Below are 18,552 nucleotides of genomic sequence, written 5' to 3'. Positions count from 1 at the left end.
TCAATTAAAGATTAGAAAGAAATTTTTCCTCCAAAAATCAACATGGTTGGAATAGTATATGCACTATTTTGAAATCCTGTACGCTCTGGTAGTGTAAGCAAACTATTAGATAAGTACCCTAAGTTCTGACCCGTAATATTCAAAGTCAAATCTTGAATCTTGGCACGACTAATCCATTGCTTAGGTACAGAGTAGCTCAACGACACTTCTCTGAATGCTAAATAATTCGAATTAACATAGAAAAGATTACTAGGTCGATCAAAGTTTTTCATATTATTTTGATCTGCCCACGTGTATCTCGGATACTTCGCATTCGGATTTTCTTTAGTCCATGTATCTTTTATTATCTCTCCAGCGTTAAACTCTCCTTGCATAGAGCCGAGCGACCATACATGCTGTCTATCCATTTGGACATGTCCTAACGCAAAATCTAGGCGAGCAAATAGTGAGAAGTTTTTATAGCTCAATGTAGTATTAAAACCTCCAGTCCATCTTGGTAATGTATTTCCTAATTTCACACGGTCATTTTGGTTAATTATGCCATCACCATTCACATCCTCCCACATCGCATCCCCCAGTTGTGTCGGAAGATAACCTGTTAATCCTTGTTCAGTAATTACTTTTTGACTTGCTACACGTCTACCTGCTGCACCACCTGTACTATACACTTCACCTGCCGCATCATCACGTACATTATAATTTGCTAATTCTTCTTCAGTACGAATAACACCTACCATATTGAAACCATAAATAGCACCCCATTCCATCCCCTCTTGTAAACCTTCAACCCAAATCAATGATCCACTTGCTGGGTCGTATACTTGCGTACCACCCTGACGATTGTTATCATTTCCATTAAATGGAAGTTTGATGATTTTATTACGAACATATGAAGCATTAGCATTCAATGACCAATTAAACTGTTCATTTTGTATCAAACGGTATCCTGCTTCTAACTCTAAGCCTCTGTTACGCATTGTTCCATTGTTTGTACGAATAGATGGAATACCAGCCGATTCAGGAAGTGATATGTAAGCAAGTTTATCTGATGTAATTCTGTTATAATAAGCTATTGATAGATTTAGTCTGTTATTTAACAAACCAATATCCGCTCCCACTTCAGTGGTGTTCGTTTTTTCCCAAGTAAGCTCTGGAAGCGTTGGATTCGAGAATAAGAAACCTCTAGTCTGATCGTAGGCTCCTGTCACACCATAACTTCCTTGTACTTCATAAATACCAATGGCATTATTTGTTCCTATTCCTATATTACCGTTTTTACCCCAACTCGCTCTCAACTTTAAGAAGTTTAACCAAGTTGCATTTTCACTAATAAAATCCTCGCGCGAAGCTATCCAACCAACTGAAGCTGCTGGAAAGAATCCCCATCTATTATCACTATGTAAGCGGGAGATTCCATCTCCACGGAAAGTAAATGAAGCTAAATACTTATCATCAAAATCATAATTGACACGAGCAAACTGAGATATAATTCTATCATTACTGTGTGAAGAATTTGTACCTCTTGTTGGATTATCAGAAGTATTAGTTGTCAATCCTAATGACATAAAATCATCTGTCGGTGCTAATGCTCCTGATGCATTCAATGAACGGTAATAAGCATCAAAATATTCACCACCTGCTAAAGCATTCACATTATGTTGTCCAAATGATTTTTCATAATTCAAAACAGCATTATACGTTTGGGAGATTCTACGCCAAAAACTAGCTGAACTACCTCTTTGTCTACTCCATCCAGCATTAGGATTGGTTGTACTCAAAAAGCCTGATCTGTAATCTTTATCAAATGACTCGTGATATTCCTCTTCATAAAATAATATACCTTTCACTCGCAAAGTTAATTCAGGCAAAAAATTAATAGCTAAGCCTTGGTTAAGGGTAAATTTATCGTTTTGTGAACGACGAATAAATTTATCAATATTAACTAATGGATTACCATCGCTGGCATCTCTACCCAATATCCAATCGCCAGTAACTGGACTTTTGCTTCTTAGCGTTGGAGGGGCAGACAACATACGTCCCCAGTAATTTGCTTCACCATTAAACAAAGATTGATCTCGCCAATTAGCACGCGTCCAATTAACACGAGACTCTGAAGTAATCCAATCTTTGATTTTGTAATCCGTATTTAAGGCAAAATTGTATCTGCGATAAAATGTACTTAACGACAATCCATCTTCATCATAAATTCCAACACTACTAAAGTATTTTGCTTTATCATTACCTCCTGAAAGTGAGAAATTATAATCTTGTGATGGTGAAGTCTTATGAAAGGCTAAATTTCCGTAATTAAAATCTTCGAATATCAAATCATAATATTCTCCATTAGCATCATAATTTCCTACAGCATTTGTTGGAATAGCGTCTTTCATGGTTTTCCAGCCTTGATCTAATAAAAATCTATTTTGATCATTCAAGCGCATCAAACTCCATCTTCCAGCGTTCACAAAATTTCCGTCTAAAGGAGTTACACCATCATTTGCAAAATAAGCATTTCCTGTTCCTCTCGGACCCGGTGAGCCTAATGAATTATTCGCTAGAGTACCCATCTTAATTGCCTCAGCTGCGCCTAATCGACTCCAATGAATATAGTCTTCACTACTCAAGTAATTATAGGGTACATTTAGATAATTAATACCTCTATTCACCTTGAAATCCAAAGACGATCTTCCGTTTTTCCCGTTTTTAGTTGTTACGATTACCACCCCATTACTTGCTCTTGCACCGTAAATCGCCGTTGCCGAAGCATCTTTTTGTACATCCAAACGTTCAATTTCTTCGGGATTAATATCTGAAAGACTACTTCGCACTTGTCCATCAACAATAATCAACGGACTGCCCGATCCATCAAAATGTGTTCCTCCACGCAAAACAATACTTGCCATTGATCCTGGACGACCAGATCCTGTTGAGACACGCAAGCCTGGAACTGTACCAGCCAAAGCTTGTACTGGGTTAGCACGCATACCAGATTCCAGAATTTTGTTATCTAAAGTTGAAACAGATGAAGTGATTTTGGTCCGCTTCACTGTACCATAACCTACAACTACGACTTCATCCAGCTCTTGATCATCAGGAACTAAATTAACCGTCAAAAAATTAAAATCTTGAACTTTTGTAGAATATGTGACATATCCTATAGAAGTAAATTTTAAGATATCACCTGTATTAACAGAGATTGAAAATTCTCCTTGAGCATTGGATATCGTGCTGCTCTTACTAGACTCGTTAACAACACTTACCCCTATTAGTGCTGTACGCTGTTCGGATTGAACCAAGCCTTTGAGAATTGCTTGCGAATATGCAGCTATTTGCATAAAGCATAATAAAATTAATATTAGAATTTTTCGCATAACTTAAGGTTTAAATACACAAGTAGTATTATGTATAACATAATTAATATCAAATGTATAACATAATACTTGAATTCCAAATATTAATTCAATTATTTTTATATATTTGTTGTTTAATAAGAGATTCATTATGAGCAACTCAATCACAGAGAGTTCAACGGTACTCAAAAACATAGATACCTCAAGCTTAGTTGATAAAGCTGAAAATTCAATTGTCGATTTTATAAAGGTTAATAAACTAAAAGTTGGAGATATACTCCCTAAAGAGCTAGAATTAACAGAAAAGCTGGGTGTAAGTCGTACCGTAGTTCGTGAAGCCCTTTTACGCCTTAAGAGTATTGGACTCATAGAATCAAAAAAACACAAAGGGGCCGTCATTACTAATCCAGATGTATTGGGGTCTTTCAAAAAAGTATTTCATCCATCATTATTGGATAATGGTACCCTGAAAGATCTTTTTGAAATGCGTCTTGCTTTAGAGGTGGGTATTGCTGACTTTATAATCAACAAAATAACGGATCAAGATATTCAAGAACTTGAATTATTGACCGAAAACATTGTATCTGGGGATACAGCTTTACCATGGAGTATTGAAGATGAGAAAAAGTTTCATGGAAAACTATATGAAATCTTAGGCAATAGCATGTTATTAGAACTTCAAGATTTACTAATTCCTATATTTCAATATGTACATCAATCTGGAATACTAGAAAAACCTATTGTGGAAGGTGATTTTATTTCACATAAAGAATTAGTCGAAGTACTTAAGAAAAGGGACGCTGATGCTTACCGAAAAGCTATCCGCGTTCACTTAAACAACCATTTTGCTCGGATTTTAGCATAAAAAGAAAACCGTGAAATCAAAATTCACGGTTTTCTTTTTTCATACACCTCTTATCAAAATAAAGAAGTTTTTTATTATTAAAATGACTTTCTAATTAAATATTTTAATCTATTTTAGATTCGTTATGTTAAGAAAAATAATCAAAAGACTTATGCAAATCCTTCTAATCCTTCTTGTAATATCAATAGTCGGTGGGCTTCTATACATGCGTTCTGAACGCTTTGGTGCAAATGCGAATGGAGAAAGACTTTCACGTATGCAGAAAGCATCAAATTACAAAGATGGGGCTTTCGACAATTTAGAATTTACACCTGCATTAGCAGAAGGAACAAGTTATACAGACATGCTACGTGGGTTCTTTTTCAGCAAGAAAATTAGAAATACACCATCTGTTCCAATTCCTGTAATTGAAACAGATCTCAAAAATCTACCTCTCGACAGCAATATATACGTATGGTTTGGTCACTCATCTTATTACCTTCAATTAGACAAAAAAAGAATATTGGTGGACCCTGTCTTTAGTGAATATGCATCTCCTATACGCATTAGTGTCAAAGCATTTTCGATGACTTACAATTATTCTGCAGCGGACTTTCCTCCTATTGATATTATGATAATCACACATGACCATTGGGATCATTTAGATTACAACACTTTTCAAAGTATCAAAAGCAACGTCAAACATATCGTAACAGGTTTAGGTGTTGGAGCACACCTAGAGAAATGGGGATACCCTGCTAATCAAATCACCGAATTATTTTGGGGCGAAGAAGCGCAAGTTGATGGTCTAAATTTCACTTCCACTACTTCAAGGCATTTCTCAGGACGCACATTCACTCGTAATACTACATTATGGTCTTCTTTCGTATTAAAATCAAATACTAAAAAAATATACATTGGAGGAGATAGTGGGTATGGCAAACATTTCAAAGAAATAGGTGAAAAATTCGGCCCATTCGATTATGCTATTTTAGAAAATGGCCAATACAATCAAATGTGGAAATACATACACATGATGCCTGAGGAAGTAATTCAAGCATCGAAAGATTTGCTTGCCAAATACACCATCCCCGTACATTCATCAAAATTTCCTCTTGCCAATCACGCTTGGGATGAACCTCTAATCAGAGTTACAAAATCTGCTGAAGTACAAAATTTCCCAATAATTACCCCTAAAATAGGCGAAGTTGTTTCATTAGATACGTACAAGAAATTTCCACATTGGTGGAATGGTATCGATTAAACCAAACAAATTACGTATAAATTGTATTTCTTAATATAGATTAAGTTTTGCATAAAATTAAATGTGAAACTTTGTAGTCAAATAAGAAACACATGAAAACAATAGTAAACATTTTAGCCGCATTTATCCTATTGACAAATGTTGCTGTAGCTCAGGTTAAATGGTCGGTTGACCCGGCCCACACTAACGCAAGATTTGAAGTAAAACATTTAGGAATTGCTTTCGTTGATGGCCAATTCAAAAAATTAGATGGTAATTTGGAATCTTCTACAGCGACAGATTTTAACAACGCGAAAATCAACTTTAACATTGATATAAACAGTATTGATACACGTGTAGAAATGCGTGATAATCACTTAAAATCCGACGATTTCTTTAGTGCAGCAAAATTTCCAACTATGAAATTAGAAAATGCAGTTTTGAAAGGTAAAAAAGGAAAATACAAATTAACTGGTGACTTAACTATTCGTGATGTTACAAAAAAAGTAACTTTCAAAGTAACTCAAAACAACGGGATCATCACAGATCCTTGGGGTAAAACTAGAGCTGGCTTTACAGCAACTACATCAATAAATCGTTTTGACTACGGTATTAACTATGCAGACAAATTACCTTCTGGGGTATTTGCTGTTGCACCTGAAATTCAAATCACGGTAAATGTTGAGGTCGTAAAAAACTAAAAAACACACTACACTAATATTAAAAGCTATTAAGAATCCTCTTAATAGCTTTTTTACTGTAATAATATTTTATTCAGCCAAAAGAAACAACTAAATTGTAAGCAAAATAAGACAGAATAATAATCTCTAATAACCTGATGAAAAAAACACAAGAATTAAGCAGTTTTTTTTATAGTCAATACTTCGCGGAAGGCTTACGCATTACCCTAGGAACCATCATTCCTGTTATTGTCTGTGCATTTCTAGGAGAATTTGTCATGGGCACTTTTATCTCCCTAGGAGCACTTATTATTGGATTGTCTGATACTCCAGGTGCACCAAGGCACCGTAGATGGGGAATGCTTTATTGTACATTATTTTCGATTATAGCAATCATCGCAACCGCCTTAGCCAACGATAACATTTACATAATGAGCGTAATAATAGCTGTATTATCGTTCATTTTTTCTATGTTTTCTGTATTCAATGTAAGGGCGGCGACAGTTGGCATGATGGGGATTCTTATTATGCTTATTAATATTGATGCTCAGTTTTCGTTTCAAGAAGAGATGCGTTATTTAGGGCTGTTTATTATAGGAGCAGTATGGTATATGTTAATCAGTTTTTCGCTAATGCGTGTCCGCCCGTATCGAATAGCGCAGCAAGAACTCTCAGAAACTATTGTCCATATCGCGGACTATTTACGTCTAAAAGCCAATTTTTATGACTTAAAAAAAGATGCTGATGATAATTACATCAAACTTATTGAAAAACAAATCGGAGTCAATGAACATCAAGAGAATGTACGTGATATCTTATTCCAAAGTAAACGATCAATAAAAGACACGACTAAAGAGGGACGCTACCTCACACTTGTTTTCAATGAAATGGTCGACTTGTTTGAACAAAGTATGACCACACATTATGATTATACCGAAATAAGAAACAAATACACTGAATCAGGAATATTAGAAGAAATCAAAAATATCATTGATAAAATAGCGCACGAACTGGACAACTTCGCCTTTAAACTCCATGCTAATAAGCAACCCAAACAATTATATGATTTTGAAGATGAAATAGAGCGGATAAGAATAAAAATTGAAGAATTTGATGCATCAAATTCTGTAAACTCTATACCGTTAAAGAAAATTGTAATCAATATTCGAACAATTACAAAACATGTTCAAAACATGTATACTTATGTATTCTTTAAAGCAGACGACCTGAACAAAGAGGAAATAAAAGAATCTAATAAATTTATAAATAGAGATATATTAAATTGGCAAAACTTTAAGGACAATTTGAGTCTAGATTCAAGTGTATTTAGACATGCCCTACGGATGGCAATCGTACTCTCCGGCACTTATTTTCTATTTAACATTTTCAACTATTCAAGTTTTACGACATATTGGATTCTATTAACAATTTTAGTCATTCTTAAACCGGGATTTGGACTTACCAAAGAAAGAAATCTTCAACGATTAATAGGAACTATTATCGGCGGTATAATTGGAGGCATCATACTTTTGACTGTCCCTGATGTTACTATTCGCTTTGCTATTTTAATCTTTTTCTTCCTAATAGCCTATAGCCTATTCCGCGTGAATTATATCCTGGCTGTTATTTTCATGACCCCATATGTACTTATCATGCTAAGTTTTACGGGTGTCAATACATTAGAAATGGCTAAAGAACGTATTATTGATACCTTTATTGGAGGCTCAATTGCCTTTTTATCTAGCTATATAATTTTTCCAAATTGGGAAAGTTTCCAAATTCGTAATAACATGCGAAACTTGCTAATTGCTAATTATAAATATTTAGCACAAGCTATTATATTATTATCAGACAAGAAGATTTCAGTAACCGAATACAAACTAGCACGTAAAGAAGTCTACATTGCCTCCGCCAATATGGGCTCTACCTTCCAGCGTCTAATTACCGAGCCTAAATGGAGACAAAAGAACACAAAAGAGGTAAATAGATTTGTTATTTTAAATCATATATTTTCTTCCTATACAGCAACTTTACTTACACAACTATACAATACGACCACGGAGTCATACAATAATACACATGTAAAACTATTGCTCAAATGTTTGGGGCACTTGGAAAAATCAATTAATGAAATTGCGTTGAATGATTCTCAACAGATCAATTATGTAAAAACAATTGAAAAACAATCTGTAGATTCTATCGATGATGAAACACTATTAATTACTGATCAACTACAATTTTTAGTCAAAATTTCAGGTGATTTACAAAAGAATGTAACTACATTAGCTTCGAAAGAAATTTAATTTAAAATGGATCACACCGTATACGATGTTTTGATAATTGGTGCTGGACCAATTGGTATTGCCTGTGCTATAGCCGCTAAAAACAATCATCTTTCACATCTAATAGTTGATAAGGGTTGTCTTGTAAACTCTCTTTACAACTACCCTACCAATATGACTTTCTTCTCTTCATCTGAAAGATTAGAGATTGAAGAAATACCTTTTGTCACCACTAATCCAAAGCCCAAAAGAGCTGAGGCTTTAGAATATTACCGACGTGTACACGATAAGTTTAACCTAAACACGAAATTATTCGAAGAGGTTTTATCATATCAGAAACAGGGAGAAATATTTCATATCCAAACATCCAAAAATCAATATAAAGCTAGAAATATCATTGTAGCGACAGGATTTTACGATATCCCTATATACTTAAATATTCCAGGAGAAGATTTACCAAAGGTTAGTCATTATTATAATGATCCACATTATTATGCGGGACAAAATGTGGTCATAGTGGGTGCGAGCAATTCTTCTATTGATGCCGCCTTAGAGACGTATCGCAAAGGCGCAAAAGTAACTTTAGTCATACGCGGAACAGATATTAGTCACCGTGTCAAATATTGGGTCCGACCTGATATTATGAATAGAATCGCCGAGGGATCAATTACTGTTTATTTTGAAAGTCAACTAAAAGAAATACTGTCAGACAAGGTCGTTATAAGCACAAAAAATACCGAAATTACCATTGCTAATGATTTTGTATTAACATTAACTGGATATAGACCTAATTTTGAATTACTCAAAAAATTTCAAATTAACATACCGGATGATGACGATATGATTCCAGAACACGATCTCAACACCATGGAAACGAACATTAAGGGCTTATACCTAGCTGGGGTTGTATGTGGTGGACTAAATACACATCTATGGTTTATAGAAAACTCTAGAGTGCACGCTAAAATGATTATGGAATCGATTTTAGCAAAAAGCTAAGCCTTCAATCCATTTACAAAAATTTCAGCTAACTTTTTCTGCATATCAAGTATTTCGTCAAACTCACATTTATCTGGAATAAAATCATTCTTAAAATCCTTGAGTACTGACATACGCATTCCTAATGTACTAAACACGAAAATGCGCGCTGTATCTTCTACGTCAATCTTTTTTAATTCACCAGAATCTACACCCATTTGAAATACCTGCTCTATTGTTTTACGCTGACTTTCAAACGAATCTATGATCAACTTATCTAACTCTGCTGGTAATTCCTTACGCATTAAGATGGTATATTCTAATAAATAGAAATACTTCTTTTTAAACTCCATCCCCACGTCCAACACCATATTTACTCCTTCCAGTACATTTTTTGATTTAGCAATTAATTCCTCAATCAAAACTTGACATTCCTCAATTACATGCCCTAATACGGCAGCATACAAACTGTTTTTGTCAGGAAAATAATAATATAATAAAGCTTTAGAAAAAGACAAATCCTTCGCAATTTCAGCCATTGTTGTCTTTGCCATACCATAATGTGCAAAGCGTCTTTTGGCTGTTTCTAATATCCTTATTCTCTTCTCATCTGCGTTATTTGCCATATTCCAATATTTTTTCAGGTATTCATCGGCTTATGCTATCTTTACACCGATTAAATGAAATAAATATACTACTTTAATTCATTAAAATCGTTCAAAAAGTCAAAATCAATGCTAGTGGAAATTCAGAGAAATATATTTTTAAAAGACTTCAATACCTTTAGAGTACAGTCATCAGCCACCCAATTTATAGATATTCAAGACGAAAAGAAATTAATTGATTTATTCAAGGCAGGAATATTTAAGGATCGTTTTTTTGTAATCGGAGGTGGGAGCAATATTCTTTTCACAAAGAATTTTGATGGAACTATTATCAAAATATCAAATAAAGGTATTCAACATTTCATAGAAGGTTCTAACATCTTTCTTACCGCTGCTGCTGGTGAAGTTTGGAATGACTTCGTATGGTATGCTGTAAATCATGATTTTCCAGGATTAGAAAATATGGCATTGATACCCGGCACTGTGGGAGCCTCTCCTATTCAAAATATTGGAGCTTATGGTACAGAACTAATGGATGTGATGTATACATGTAGAGCTTTTGACACACTGACAGGCGAATTTAAAACCTTTAGCAACCATGACTGTGGATTCTCCTATAGAGATAGTATTTTTAAAAGCAAATACAAAGGTAGATACATTATAGTATCAGTCACATATAAACTGAATCTTCATACTAAAAGAAATACATCTTACGGAGCCATTGAATTAGAATTAACCAAACGTAATATTCAAACACCTTCTATTAAAGATGTTGCCGAAGTAGTGTCTTTTATCCGTGTCGAAAAACTACCAGACCCTAGTATGATCGGTAATGCGGGTAGTTTTTTCAAAAATCCAATCATAAGTAATTCTCAACTAGAGTCATTAAAACAGTTATTTCCAACTATTATTTCCTATACCATTGATGAGCAATGCAGCAAAGTAGCCGCAGGATGGTTAATAGAGCAATGTGGCTGGAAAGGCAAAGAAATTGGCGAAGTGGCCATTTGGAAAAACCAAGCATTAGTAATAACAAATAAAGGAAATGCTACTGGAAAAGAAATTTTCCAGATATCACAAGAAATAATTGACTCTGTTTTGAAAAAATTCGGCATAGAACTAGAAAGAGAAGTTAATATTTTGTAAAAAAGTTTTCCACAATTCTTAAAAACTTCAAAAACTTTAAAATTAAAAAATTTGGTTTAAAGTCGTTTAAACTTAATTTTAGTTAATATTTATTTTTACATAACAAAAATTTAATCTTTGCCAATAAAATTTTAGCATAGTCTTTGTGTATATTTAGTTAACCGTAGTATAAACTACTAATTTATTCATTACAAACACAAAGCTATGAACAGATTTGAATTTAATACATTAGTCGTTGAACAGTCGGACTCATTAAAATCTTATGCACGTAATTTTACTAAAGACCAAGACGATGCAAACGATTTGGTTCAGGACACACTCCTAAAGGCTGTTACTTACTTCAAAAACTTCAGAGATGGAACAAATCTCAAAGGATGGTTGTATACAATCATGAAGAACACTTTCATCAATAACTATAGACGGATTACTAAGTCAAATAGTTTTATAACCAAAGAAGAAGAAATATCGCACGTAAATCTTGTTCATTCCGCAACAAAGAATCAAGGCGAAAACAAATTTGTTTTAGAGGACATCAATTCCGCACTATCCTCATTAGCAGAAGATTACTACACCCCATTTACCATGTATTTTGAGGGATATAAATATCATGAAATATCTGAGCATTTAAATATCCCAATTGGAACTGTAAAAACGAGAATACATGTTGCCAGAAAAACAATGAAAAAAACTCTATCCACCTACAAATAAAAATTTGTTTGGTAGATTTGCGTTATGAGTGATGAAAATTTGAATGTATATACCAAATCTCAGCTAGCATTAAGAAATGGGCAGGATAAACCTGAAATATGGGTAGGATATAATGGCTACATTTATGATGTAACCTCTAGTCGACTCTGGAAAAAAGGTATGCATTATGAACATTGGGCAGGTCAAGATCTGACAGAAGAACTAAAAGACGCCCCTCACTCAGCATCTGTATTCCAAAAATTCAATAAAATAGGGAAAATGGCTTAACCATTTTCCCTATTTAAATTTATAATTTATTGTAATCTATATATCAAATTTTGCTAACGATACAAACTGTTGCAAACGTGTCGAAATCTCTTCATTTGTCAAATTCTGCAATCGCTCGGTTCCAAATTTCTCTACACAAAATGATGCCATTGCTGATCCATATATGATAGCATTTTTCATATTATTGAAATTAACAGTCTTAACCTTAGCCAAATACCCAATAAAACCTCCTGCAAAAGTATCACCAGCTCCCGTCGGATCAAAAACTTCAGCTAATGGCAACGCTGGTGCTGAAAAAATTTGATCTTCTCCAAAAAGTAATGCCCCATGTTCACCTTTTTTGATAATCAAATACTTTGGACCCATTGCTAAGATTTTCTTTGCTGCTTTCACCAAAGAATATTCCCCGGATAATTGACGAGCTTCCGAGTCATTGATTGTCAATACATCAACCCTCTTCAAAACCTTTTTTAAATCATCAAGTGCTACATCCATCCAAAAATTCATCGTGTCTAATACGACTAACTTTGGTTGTTTTTCTAAACGATTTAATGTGTCTAATTGAATTTGTGGAGTTAAATTACCCAACAATAAATATTCACAATCTTGGTATGAAGAAGGAATCTTCGGATCGAAATCAGCCAATACATTAAGCTCAGTCACTAATGTATCTCGACTATTCATATCATTGTGATATTTTCCTGACCAAAAAAACGATTTCGCCCCTTTTACCATCTCCACACCCTCTACATTAATACCTCGAGATGTAATAACATTTATATTATCAACAAAATCTTCACCAATAACACTTACTAATTTCACATTATCGTAAAGGTAAGAAGCTGAGAAGCCAGCAAATGTCGCAGCACCACCTACTATCTTGTCCGTCTTTCCAAATGGTGTTTCAATAGCATCAAAAGCTACAGTACCAACAATAACTAAACTCATTTTATTACTTAAGCTAAGTTCAAATAAAAAAACCGGCCTTTAAGCCGGTTTAAATTTTGCTCCTGAAGCTGGGCTCGAACCAGCGACCCTCTGATTAACAGTCAGATGCTCTAACCAACTGAGCTATTCAGGAATCATATTAGTAGGTTTCCCTGCTGACGGCACAAAGATAATACTTAATAATAATGATTCAAAAAGTATTTTAAAATTTTCTTTGCAACTGTTTAGACTCCCTTACTAATAGTTATATCTTACCTAATTTACCTCTTCTTTTACTTTATCATAACTCTCATTATGTACGCTAGCGACCGCTCTACCTGAAGGATCATTTAAGTTTTGGAATGAAGCATCCCACAACAAAGCTTCTGGTGTACTACAAGCTACAGATTTCACTGAAGGAACTGTTTTAGCTGCTGCTTCTGACGGAAAATGTGATTCAAATATCGAACGGTAATAATATTCTTCCTTATTTTTGGGCGTATTGATTGGGAATCTTGTTGCTGCAGTTTCAAATTCTACATCTGTAACTTTTGTTTCAGCTTGCTCCTTCAATGTATCAATCCAGCTATATCCCACCCCATCCGAGAATTGCTCCTTTTGACGCCAAGCAATACTTTCTGGCAAGTAATCTTCAAAGGATTTACGAACAACCCATTTCTCCATGCGACCATCTTTAATCATCTTGTCAGCAGGATTCAATCGCATAGCTATATCCATAAATTCTTTGTCCAAGAACGGAACACGTCCCTCTACTCCCCATGCTGCTAACGATTTATTTGCACGTAAACAATCATACAAGTATAATTTTTTCAGTTTACGAACAGTCTCTTCATGAAACTCTTGAGGATTTGGAGCCTTATGAAAATATAAGTAACCACCAAACAACTCATCAGAACCTTCACCAGATAACACCATTTTAATCCCCATAGATTTGATAACACGAGCCAACAAGTACATAGGTGTAGACGCTCTAATAGTCGTAACATCATAGGTTTCTAGATGATAAATCACATCACGAATAGCATCTAAACCTTCTTGAATAGTGAAATTTACTTCATGATGGATCGTACCAATATGATCGGCAGCTTTTTGAGCAGCTATTAAATCTGGAGCACCTTTTAGTCCTACTGCAAAAGAATGTAATTGTGGATACCATGCTTCTTCTTGATCACCTGATTCAATACGCTTTGATGCAAATTTTTTAGTTACAGCAGCAATTACTGAAGAATCAAGGCCTCCTGATAATAATACACCATAAGGAACATCAGACATCAATTGGCGATGCACGGCTGCCTCTAAAGCATCACGTAAATCATCAATACTTGTCACATTATCTTTAACAGTATCATATGATTCCCACTCACGCGAATACCACTTTTTAGGTTCTAGACCTTCTTTGCTATAGATATAATGTCCCGGAGGGAATTGCTCAATAGTAGAACAAAATCCTTCTAATGATTTCAGTTCGGAAGAAACAAAAAACTGACCTGCTTCATCAAGACCATAGTACAAAGGAATAATCCCCATATGATCTCGTGCTATAAAGAAAGAATCTTCTCTCGAGTCATACAATGCAAATCCAAAAATACCGTTTAAATCTTCAACAAAACTTGGACCGTTTTCTAAATATAATGCCAATACAACCTCAGAATCTGAATTCGTTGCAAAATTATAATGTGGTAATGAATTTCTTAATTCTTGATGGTTATAAATTTCACCATTCACAGCTAACACAACTTTCCCATCAGGGCTAAACAAAGGTTGACTTCCAGATTTTGGATCTACAATAGCCAAACGTTCGTGTGCCAAGATAGCTTTTGATGAGCTAAAGATACCTGACCAATCTGGTCCGCGGTGACGAATACGTTTTGACATCTCTAACACTTGGGGTCTAATCGCAGACTCCTCTTGTACTAATTCAAATGCTCCAATGATACCACACATAGTTTATATTTTCTTTGATTTAATTATCAATTATTTAATAACACAAAATAACGCTATAAAAAACAAATATCATAACATTTTTGCATTTTTATTGAAATTTTAATATTTAATGCTGGTTTTTTATAAAAATAAAACAAAACAAATGATATAAGGGTGTGAAATATGAAATTTTGAAAAATAAAAAAAGGCGTCAAGTAATTTGACGCCTTTCGTTATGATAAAATATCTTAAATATTAATGATGACCGTGAGCTTCCTCTTTACCACCAATTTGTGTATACAACTCTGAAGCCAAGACTAATTGTTTTTTTCCAAAATTCTGAACATCTTGATTCGTATTACGAGTCATACGCTTCAATTTGTCTTTAACTACTGAGATCTCATGCTGCGCGTGATGAACGTAATCAAAATGTTGATGAGCAACTTGAGCTGTAGAATCTACTGTAGCAGTAGTGTCAGACTCACCATGCCCTTGAGGAATTCCTTTTATAGGAAAATCAACATTATTAACAGTTGATAATGAGTCCAATTCTGGTAATAATTGTGTATAAAAAGCTTTTACCTGAGATGCAATTTCTACTGCTTTAGCATCACCTGATTTTTCAGCATATTCAGCATACTTAACACCATCTAAAGCTGTTTCACCAACAGTTTGGATATAAGCAAATGCATCCCCATCAACCAAAGATGTATGAGTGAATTTCAACTGATTTTCTTTTGCAGTATCATGCACACATGAAGTCATTAACGAACCTGCACAAATCGCCGCAACAAATAAAGTATTAAATTTCATTTCTATTCAATTTATCGAATACAAAAATATAAAATTATATTACAAAGTCCCTAAAACTTTATGATTTAGTATTATGCTAAATTACGACCTGCATTAACAACGCCATAAATCGTACGTCCAATTATTTTACGATACACTTCTTGCTGTTCATTGGACAATTTATTCGTATCAATAGTTCGAATTGCATAATGTTGAATTATAAGAAGTGGCAAGATAATCTTCTCTCTTTCCAATATAGAAGCTCTTTCCACTGGATAGTTTTCCATTAAAACATTAGAATTACTTAACTTCAACAAATAGGCTTTTGTCTTTTCGTACTCTTCATGCAACATCGTCCAAAATTCTCCAAACTCCTTATCATCTTTCATATAAGCGGTGATATCAAAATTCGACTTTGTCATAGACATCATACAATTATCTATCAACGTATTAAAGAAGCCTGAATTTTGATATAAATTCTTCACATAAGACCACAAATTATTTTCTTCTGCCCACTGCATTGCACTCCCTACACCAAAGAATCCAGGAATATTTTGCTTTAATTGACTCCATGAAGTTACAAATGATATAGCACGCAAATCTTGCAATCTAAGTTCTTTATCTGAATTACGCTTTACAGGTCTACTACTAATATTAATAGATGACAGAGCTTTCAAAGGACTTAATTTCTCCAAATACTTGAGAAACTGTGGATGATTGCGCAGAGATAAAAATTTACGATGACTTTCAGCAGCCATATCGTCTATTACATTTTTCTGCTTATCTGTTAATGTATCGCTATTATTTTGCTTGATTTCAGAAATTAATCCCGCATGTAATAATTGCTCAATATTATATTGTGCTGTATCCAACGAACCGTATTGACTACTAATTGTTTGACCCTGTATAGTCAATTGAATGTGTTTATTTTCAATCTCTCCCCCCATAGCTGCGTAGAATCTTTGTGTCTTACCACCTCCGCGTGCTGGCGGTCCACCACGACCATCAAAGAAAACCAAATCCACATTATACTCACGTGCCAAGGCTGTTAATTCAATTTTAGCTTTATAGATTGACCAGTTAGCCATTAAATAACCGCCGTCCTTTGTACTATCTGAGAATCCCAACATGATAGTTTGCTTATTACCACGACGCTTTAGATGTTTAGCATATACATCATTTGTATATAATGATTCCATCACAACACGCGCTCTTGACAAATCATCTACGGTCTCAAACAATGGCACAAAATCAATTGTCAAAGACTCCTTCTTCCACCCTTGCCACAAAAACAATTGCATCAAACCTAATATATCAGAAGCTTGTTGGCAATTCGAAATTATAAAACGTTGCGCCGCTCGCTCAGAACCTGACGCTTGAATATTTTTGAGCAAACGAATTACCCCCAAAGTATCCTGTATCAATGGATCTGCCTTATCAGAAAACTCCAACTGCTCTTCATTGAATTTGAAAGCTTTTTGTTTGTTATCTTCCGAGGCCTCCAAATCAGAAACGTCTAATCCTGTTTTTCCATCGAAATTATCTACCAAATAACTAATTGTATTGCGAAGAATCGAACTGTCTTGACGGATATCTAATGTTGTGAAGTAACAACCGAAAGTATTTACTTTTCTGATCAAATCTTCGACTAATTCGACAAACAAGCCATTGTGCGAAGTATTCAATACATCTTTAATACTATTCAAGTTCTCCAAAATCCTACCCGTCTCGTCAACTGGATTTTCAACTGGATTGAAACTATTGTTATATAATAATTCTTGTAAATTTTCTAAGTACTGTTCAGCACCTCGAAATGTAATTCTTCTTTTTACAACTCTAAAGTCACGATAATAGCATCTAAATAAAATAGTACGTAACATAGTCGCAACCTTCTTTGTGCTTTCGACTGTTACATTCGGATTACCATCCCGGTCTCCACCTGGCCAAAATCCAAGTTCAATTAATTGCTTTACATCATCTGAAGGTAATTCTAATTCATTATCAATTTTGGAATGAATACTAGAAGTTACTTTATAAAAAACATTCTCTAAATACCAAGCCAAACTTGCAGCTTCATCTACTGGTGTAGGTTTATTTTTATTTATAAATGGTGTTTTTCCTAGCTGTTGTAAAAGCAAATTGATATTCGGAATATCGTTATTTTTAATTGCTTCTATTAAATCATTAATAATACCTAATACTGGCCCAGGATAAAACTGCGTCGGATGAGCTGTCAATACTAATCGTACAGAAAAATCCTTAAGTTTCTCTACAATTCGGCTTTTCAGTTTTTTATCAGTCTGTGCCAATTTAAATAAAGAATCTAAGCCAGCTGTCTCATCAGTCTTACCTATAGCTTGAAACGAGGAATCCTCAATGGCATCAAACAAAACCACTTGACGTTCAATATACTGAACAATACGAAAAAGCAAATCAACGCGATCACTTTCCTCTATATACTGTTCATACTGCCCAAAAAAGCTATCAATAATATTTTCAGGTGGCAAATGTTGTTCTACACCTCTTTCACAATGTGCAGCAAAAAAGGGTAATAGTGTACCTGTATGCTTTACTCTTTGAAATGGAAGTGTTAAGAACAAGCTTTTAAAAAGATCAAATCTTGTTAGAACCTCATTTTCAAATACGACCTGCTTTTGACTTAATTTCATTATGACTGTTTTAATATCTTGGTATAGCTAATAAATACTATCTAAAACTCAAATGTATGCAAATTTTATATTTTTTAAAGCTTTTTTTTGCGAAAATAAAATTAAAACACAAGTTTT

At 34.3% G+C, this 18,552-nt stretch carries 14 protein-coding genes and 1 tRNA gene; 8 read left to right on the top strand and 7 right to left on the bottom strand.

Annotation, left to right across the window (positions count from 1 at the left end):
• Window positions 1-11: 11 nt before the first annotated feature.
• Window positions 12-3,371: a SusC/RagA family TonB-linked outer membrane protein gene (locus IPZ78_RS09065; RefSeq protein ID WP_225552895.1), complete on the bottom strand. Its 3,360-nt coding sequence runs from the start codon at window positions 3,369-3,371 to the stop codon at window positions 12-14.
• A 130-nt stretch (window positions 3,372-3,501) separates the two neighbouring features.
• Here IPZ78_RS09065 and IPZ78_RS09060 point away from each other — a divergent pair, with 130 nt between their 5' ends.
• From IPZ78_RS09060 to IPZ78_RS09040, 5 genes are all read left to right on the top strand, one after another.
• Window positions 3,502-4,215 carry a FadR/GntR family transcriptional regulator gene (locus IPZ78_RS09060; RefSeq protein WP_225552893.1) on the top strand — a complete coding sequence of 238 codons (714 nt, stop codon included), beginning with the start codon at window positions 3,502-3,504 and terminating at the stop codon, window positions 4,213-4,215.
• Between the two features lie 151 nt (window positions 4,216-4,366).
• Window positions 4,367-5,458 carry an MBL fold metallo-hydrolase gene (locus IPZ78_RS09055; protein ID WP_225552891.1) on the top strand — a complete coding sequence of 364 codons (1,092 nt, stop codon included), beginning with the start codon at window positions 4,367-4,369 and terminating at the stop codon, window positions 5,456-5,458.
• Window positions 5,459-5,550: 92 nt separating this feature from the next.
• A complete protein-coding gene (locus IPZ78_RS09050) occupies window positions 5,551-6,138 on the top strand; it encodes a YceI family protein (protein ID WP_225552889.1) in 588 nt (195 codons plus the stop codon).
• Window positions 6,139-6,275: 137 nt separating this feature from the next.
• Window positions 6,276-8,420 carry an FUSC family protein gene (locus IPZ78_RS09045; protein WP_225552887.1) on the top strand — a complete coding sequence of 715 codons (2,145 nt, stop codon included), beginning with the start codon at window positions 6,276-6,278 and terminating at the stop codon, window positions 8,418-8,420.
• Between the two features lie 6 nt (window positions 8,421-8,426).
• Window positions 8,427-9,398, top strand: coding sequence for a YpdA family putative bacillithiol disulfide reductase (locus IPZ78_RS09040; protein WP_225552885.1), 972 nt, complete (start codon window positions 8,427-8,429; stop codon window positions 9,396-9,398).
• On the opposite strand, the gene IPZ78_RS09035 is transcribed toward IPZ78_RS09040, so the two are convergent.
• Complete coding sequence (locus tag IPZ78_RS09035) at window positions 9,395-10,003, bottom strand: TetR/AcrR family transcriptional regulator (protein ID WP_225552882.1); 609 nt, start codon at window positions 10,001-10,003, stop codon at window positions 9,395-9,397. The genes IPZ78_RS09040 and IPZ78_RS09035 overlap by 4 nt on opposite strands.
• 108 nt (window positions 10,004-10,111) lie before the next feature.
• Between IPZ78_RS09035 and murB the strand changes: the two genes are divergently transcribed.
• The 3 genes from murB (at window position 10,112) to IPZ78_RS09020 (ending at window position 12,103) form a co-directional block, all read left to right on the top strand.
• A complete protein-coding gene (gene murB / locus IPZ78_RS09030) occupies window positions 10,112-11,128 on the top strand; it encodes a UDP-N-acetylmuramate dehydrogenase (RefSeq protein ID WP_225552880.1) in 1,017 nt (338 codons plus the stop codon).
• 204 nt (window positions 11,129-11,332) lie between these two features.
• Window positions 11,333-11,836: an RNA polymerase sigma factor gene (locus IPZ78_RS09025; RefSeq protein WP_225552878.1), complete on the top strand. Its 504-nt coding sequence runs from the start codon at window positions 11,333-11,335 to the stop codon at window positions 11,834-11,836.
• Window positions 11,837-11,860: 24 nt separating this feature from the next.
• A complete protein-coding gene (locus IPZ78_RS09020; RefSeq protein ID WP_225552877.1) occupies window positions 11,861-12,103 on the top strand; it encodes a cytochrome b5 domain-containing protein in 243 nt (80 codons plus the stop codon).
• Between the two features lie 36 nt (window positions 12,104-12,139).
• Here the strand turns inward: IPZ78_RS09020 and IPZ78_RS09015 are convergent, their stop codons facing one another.
• The 5 genes from IPZ78_RS09015 to IPZ78_RS08995 form a co-directional block, all read right to left on the bottom strand.
• Window positions 12,140-13,051: a PfkB family carbohydrate kinase gene (locus tag IPZ78_RS09015; protein ID WP_225552875.1), complete on the bottom strand. Its 912-nt coding sequence runs from the start codon at window positions 13,049-13,051 to the stop codon at window positions 12,140-12,142.
• A gap of 59 nt (window positions 13,052-13,110) precedes the next feature.
• Window positions 13,111-13,184, bottom strand: a tRNA-Asn gene (locus IPZ78_RS09010).
• Window positions 13,185-13,306: 122 nt separating this feature from the next.
• Entirely contained in the window at window positions 13,307-14,995 is a 1,689-nt protein-coding gene (asnB, locus tag IPZ78_RS09005) for an asparagine synthase B (RefSeq protein WP_225552873.1), read from the bottom strand.
• Between the two features lie 234 nt (window positions 14,996-15,229).
• Complete coding sequence (locus tag IPZ78_RS09000; RefSeq protein WP_225552871.1) at window positions 15,230-15,787, bottom strand: hypothetical protein; 558 nt, start codon at window positions 15,785-15,787, stop codon at window positions 15,230-15,232.
• 71 nt (window positions 15,788-15,858) lie between these two features.
• A complete protein-coding gene (locus IPZ78_RS08995; RefSeq protein WP_225552869.1) occupies window positions 15,859-18,435 on the bottom strand; it encodes a phosphoenolpyruvate carboxylase in 2,577 nt (858 codons plus the stop codon).
• Window positions 18,436-18,552 lie beyond the last annotated feature (117 nt).

It is taken from the genome of Sphingobacterium bovistauri (assembly GCF_020295405.1).
In the GTDB taxonomy this organism is placed as follows: Bacteria; Bacteroidota; Bacteroidia; order Sphingobacteriales; family Sphingobacteriaceae; genus Sphingobacterium; species Sphingobacterium bovistauri.
The sequence above is the reverse complement of the archived record's forward strand: the minus strand, read 5'-3'. Positions and strand labels throughout refer to the sequence as shown.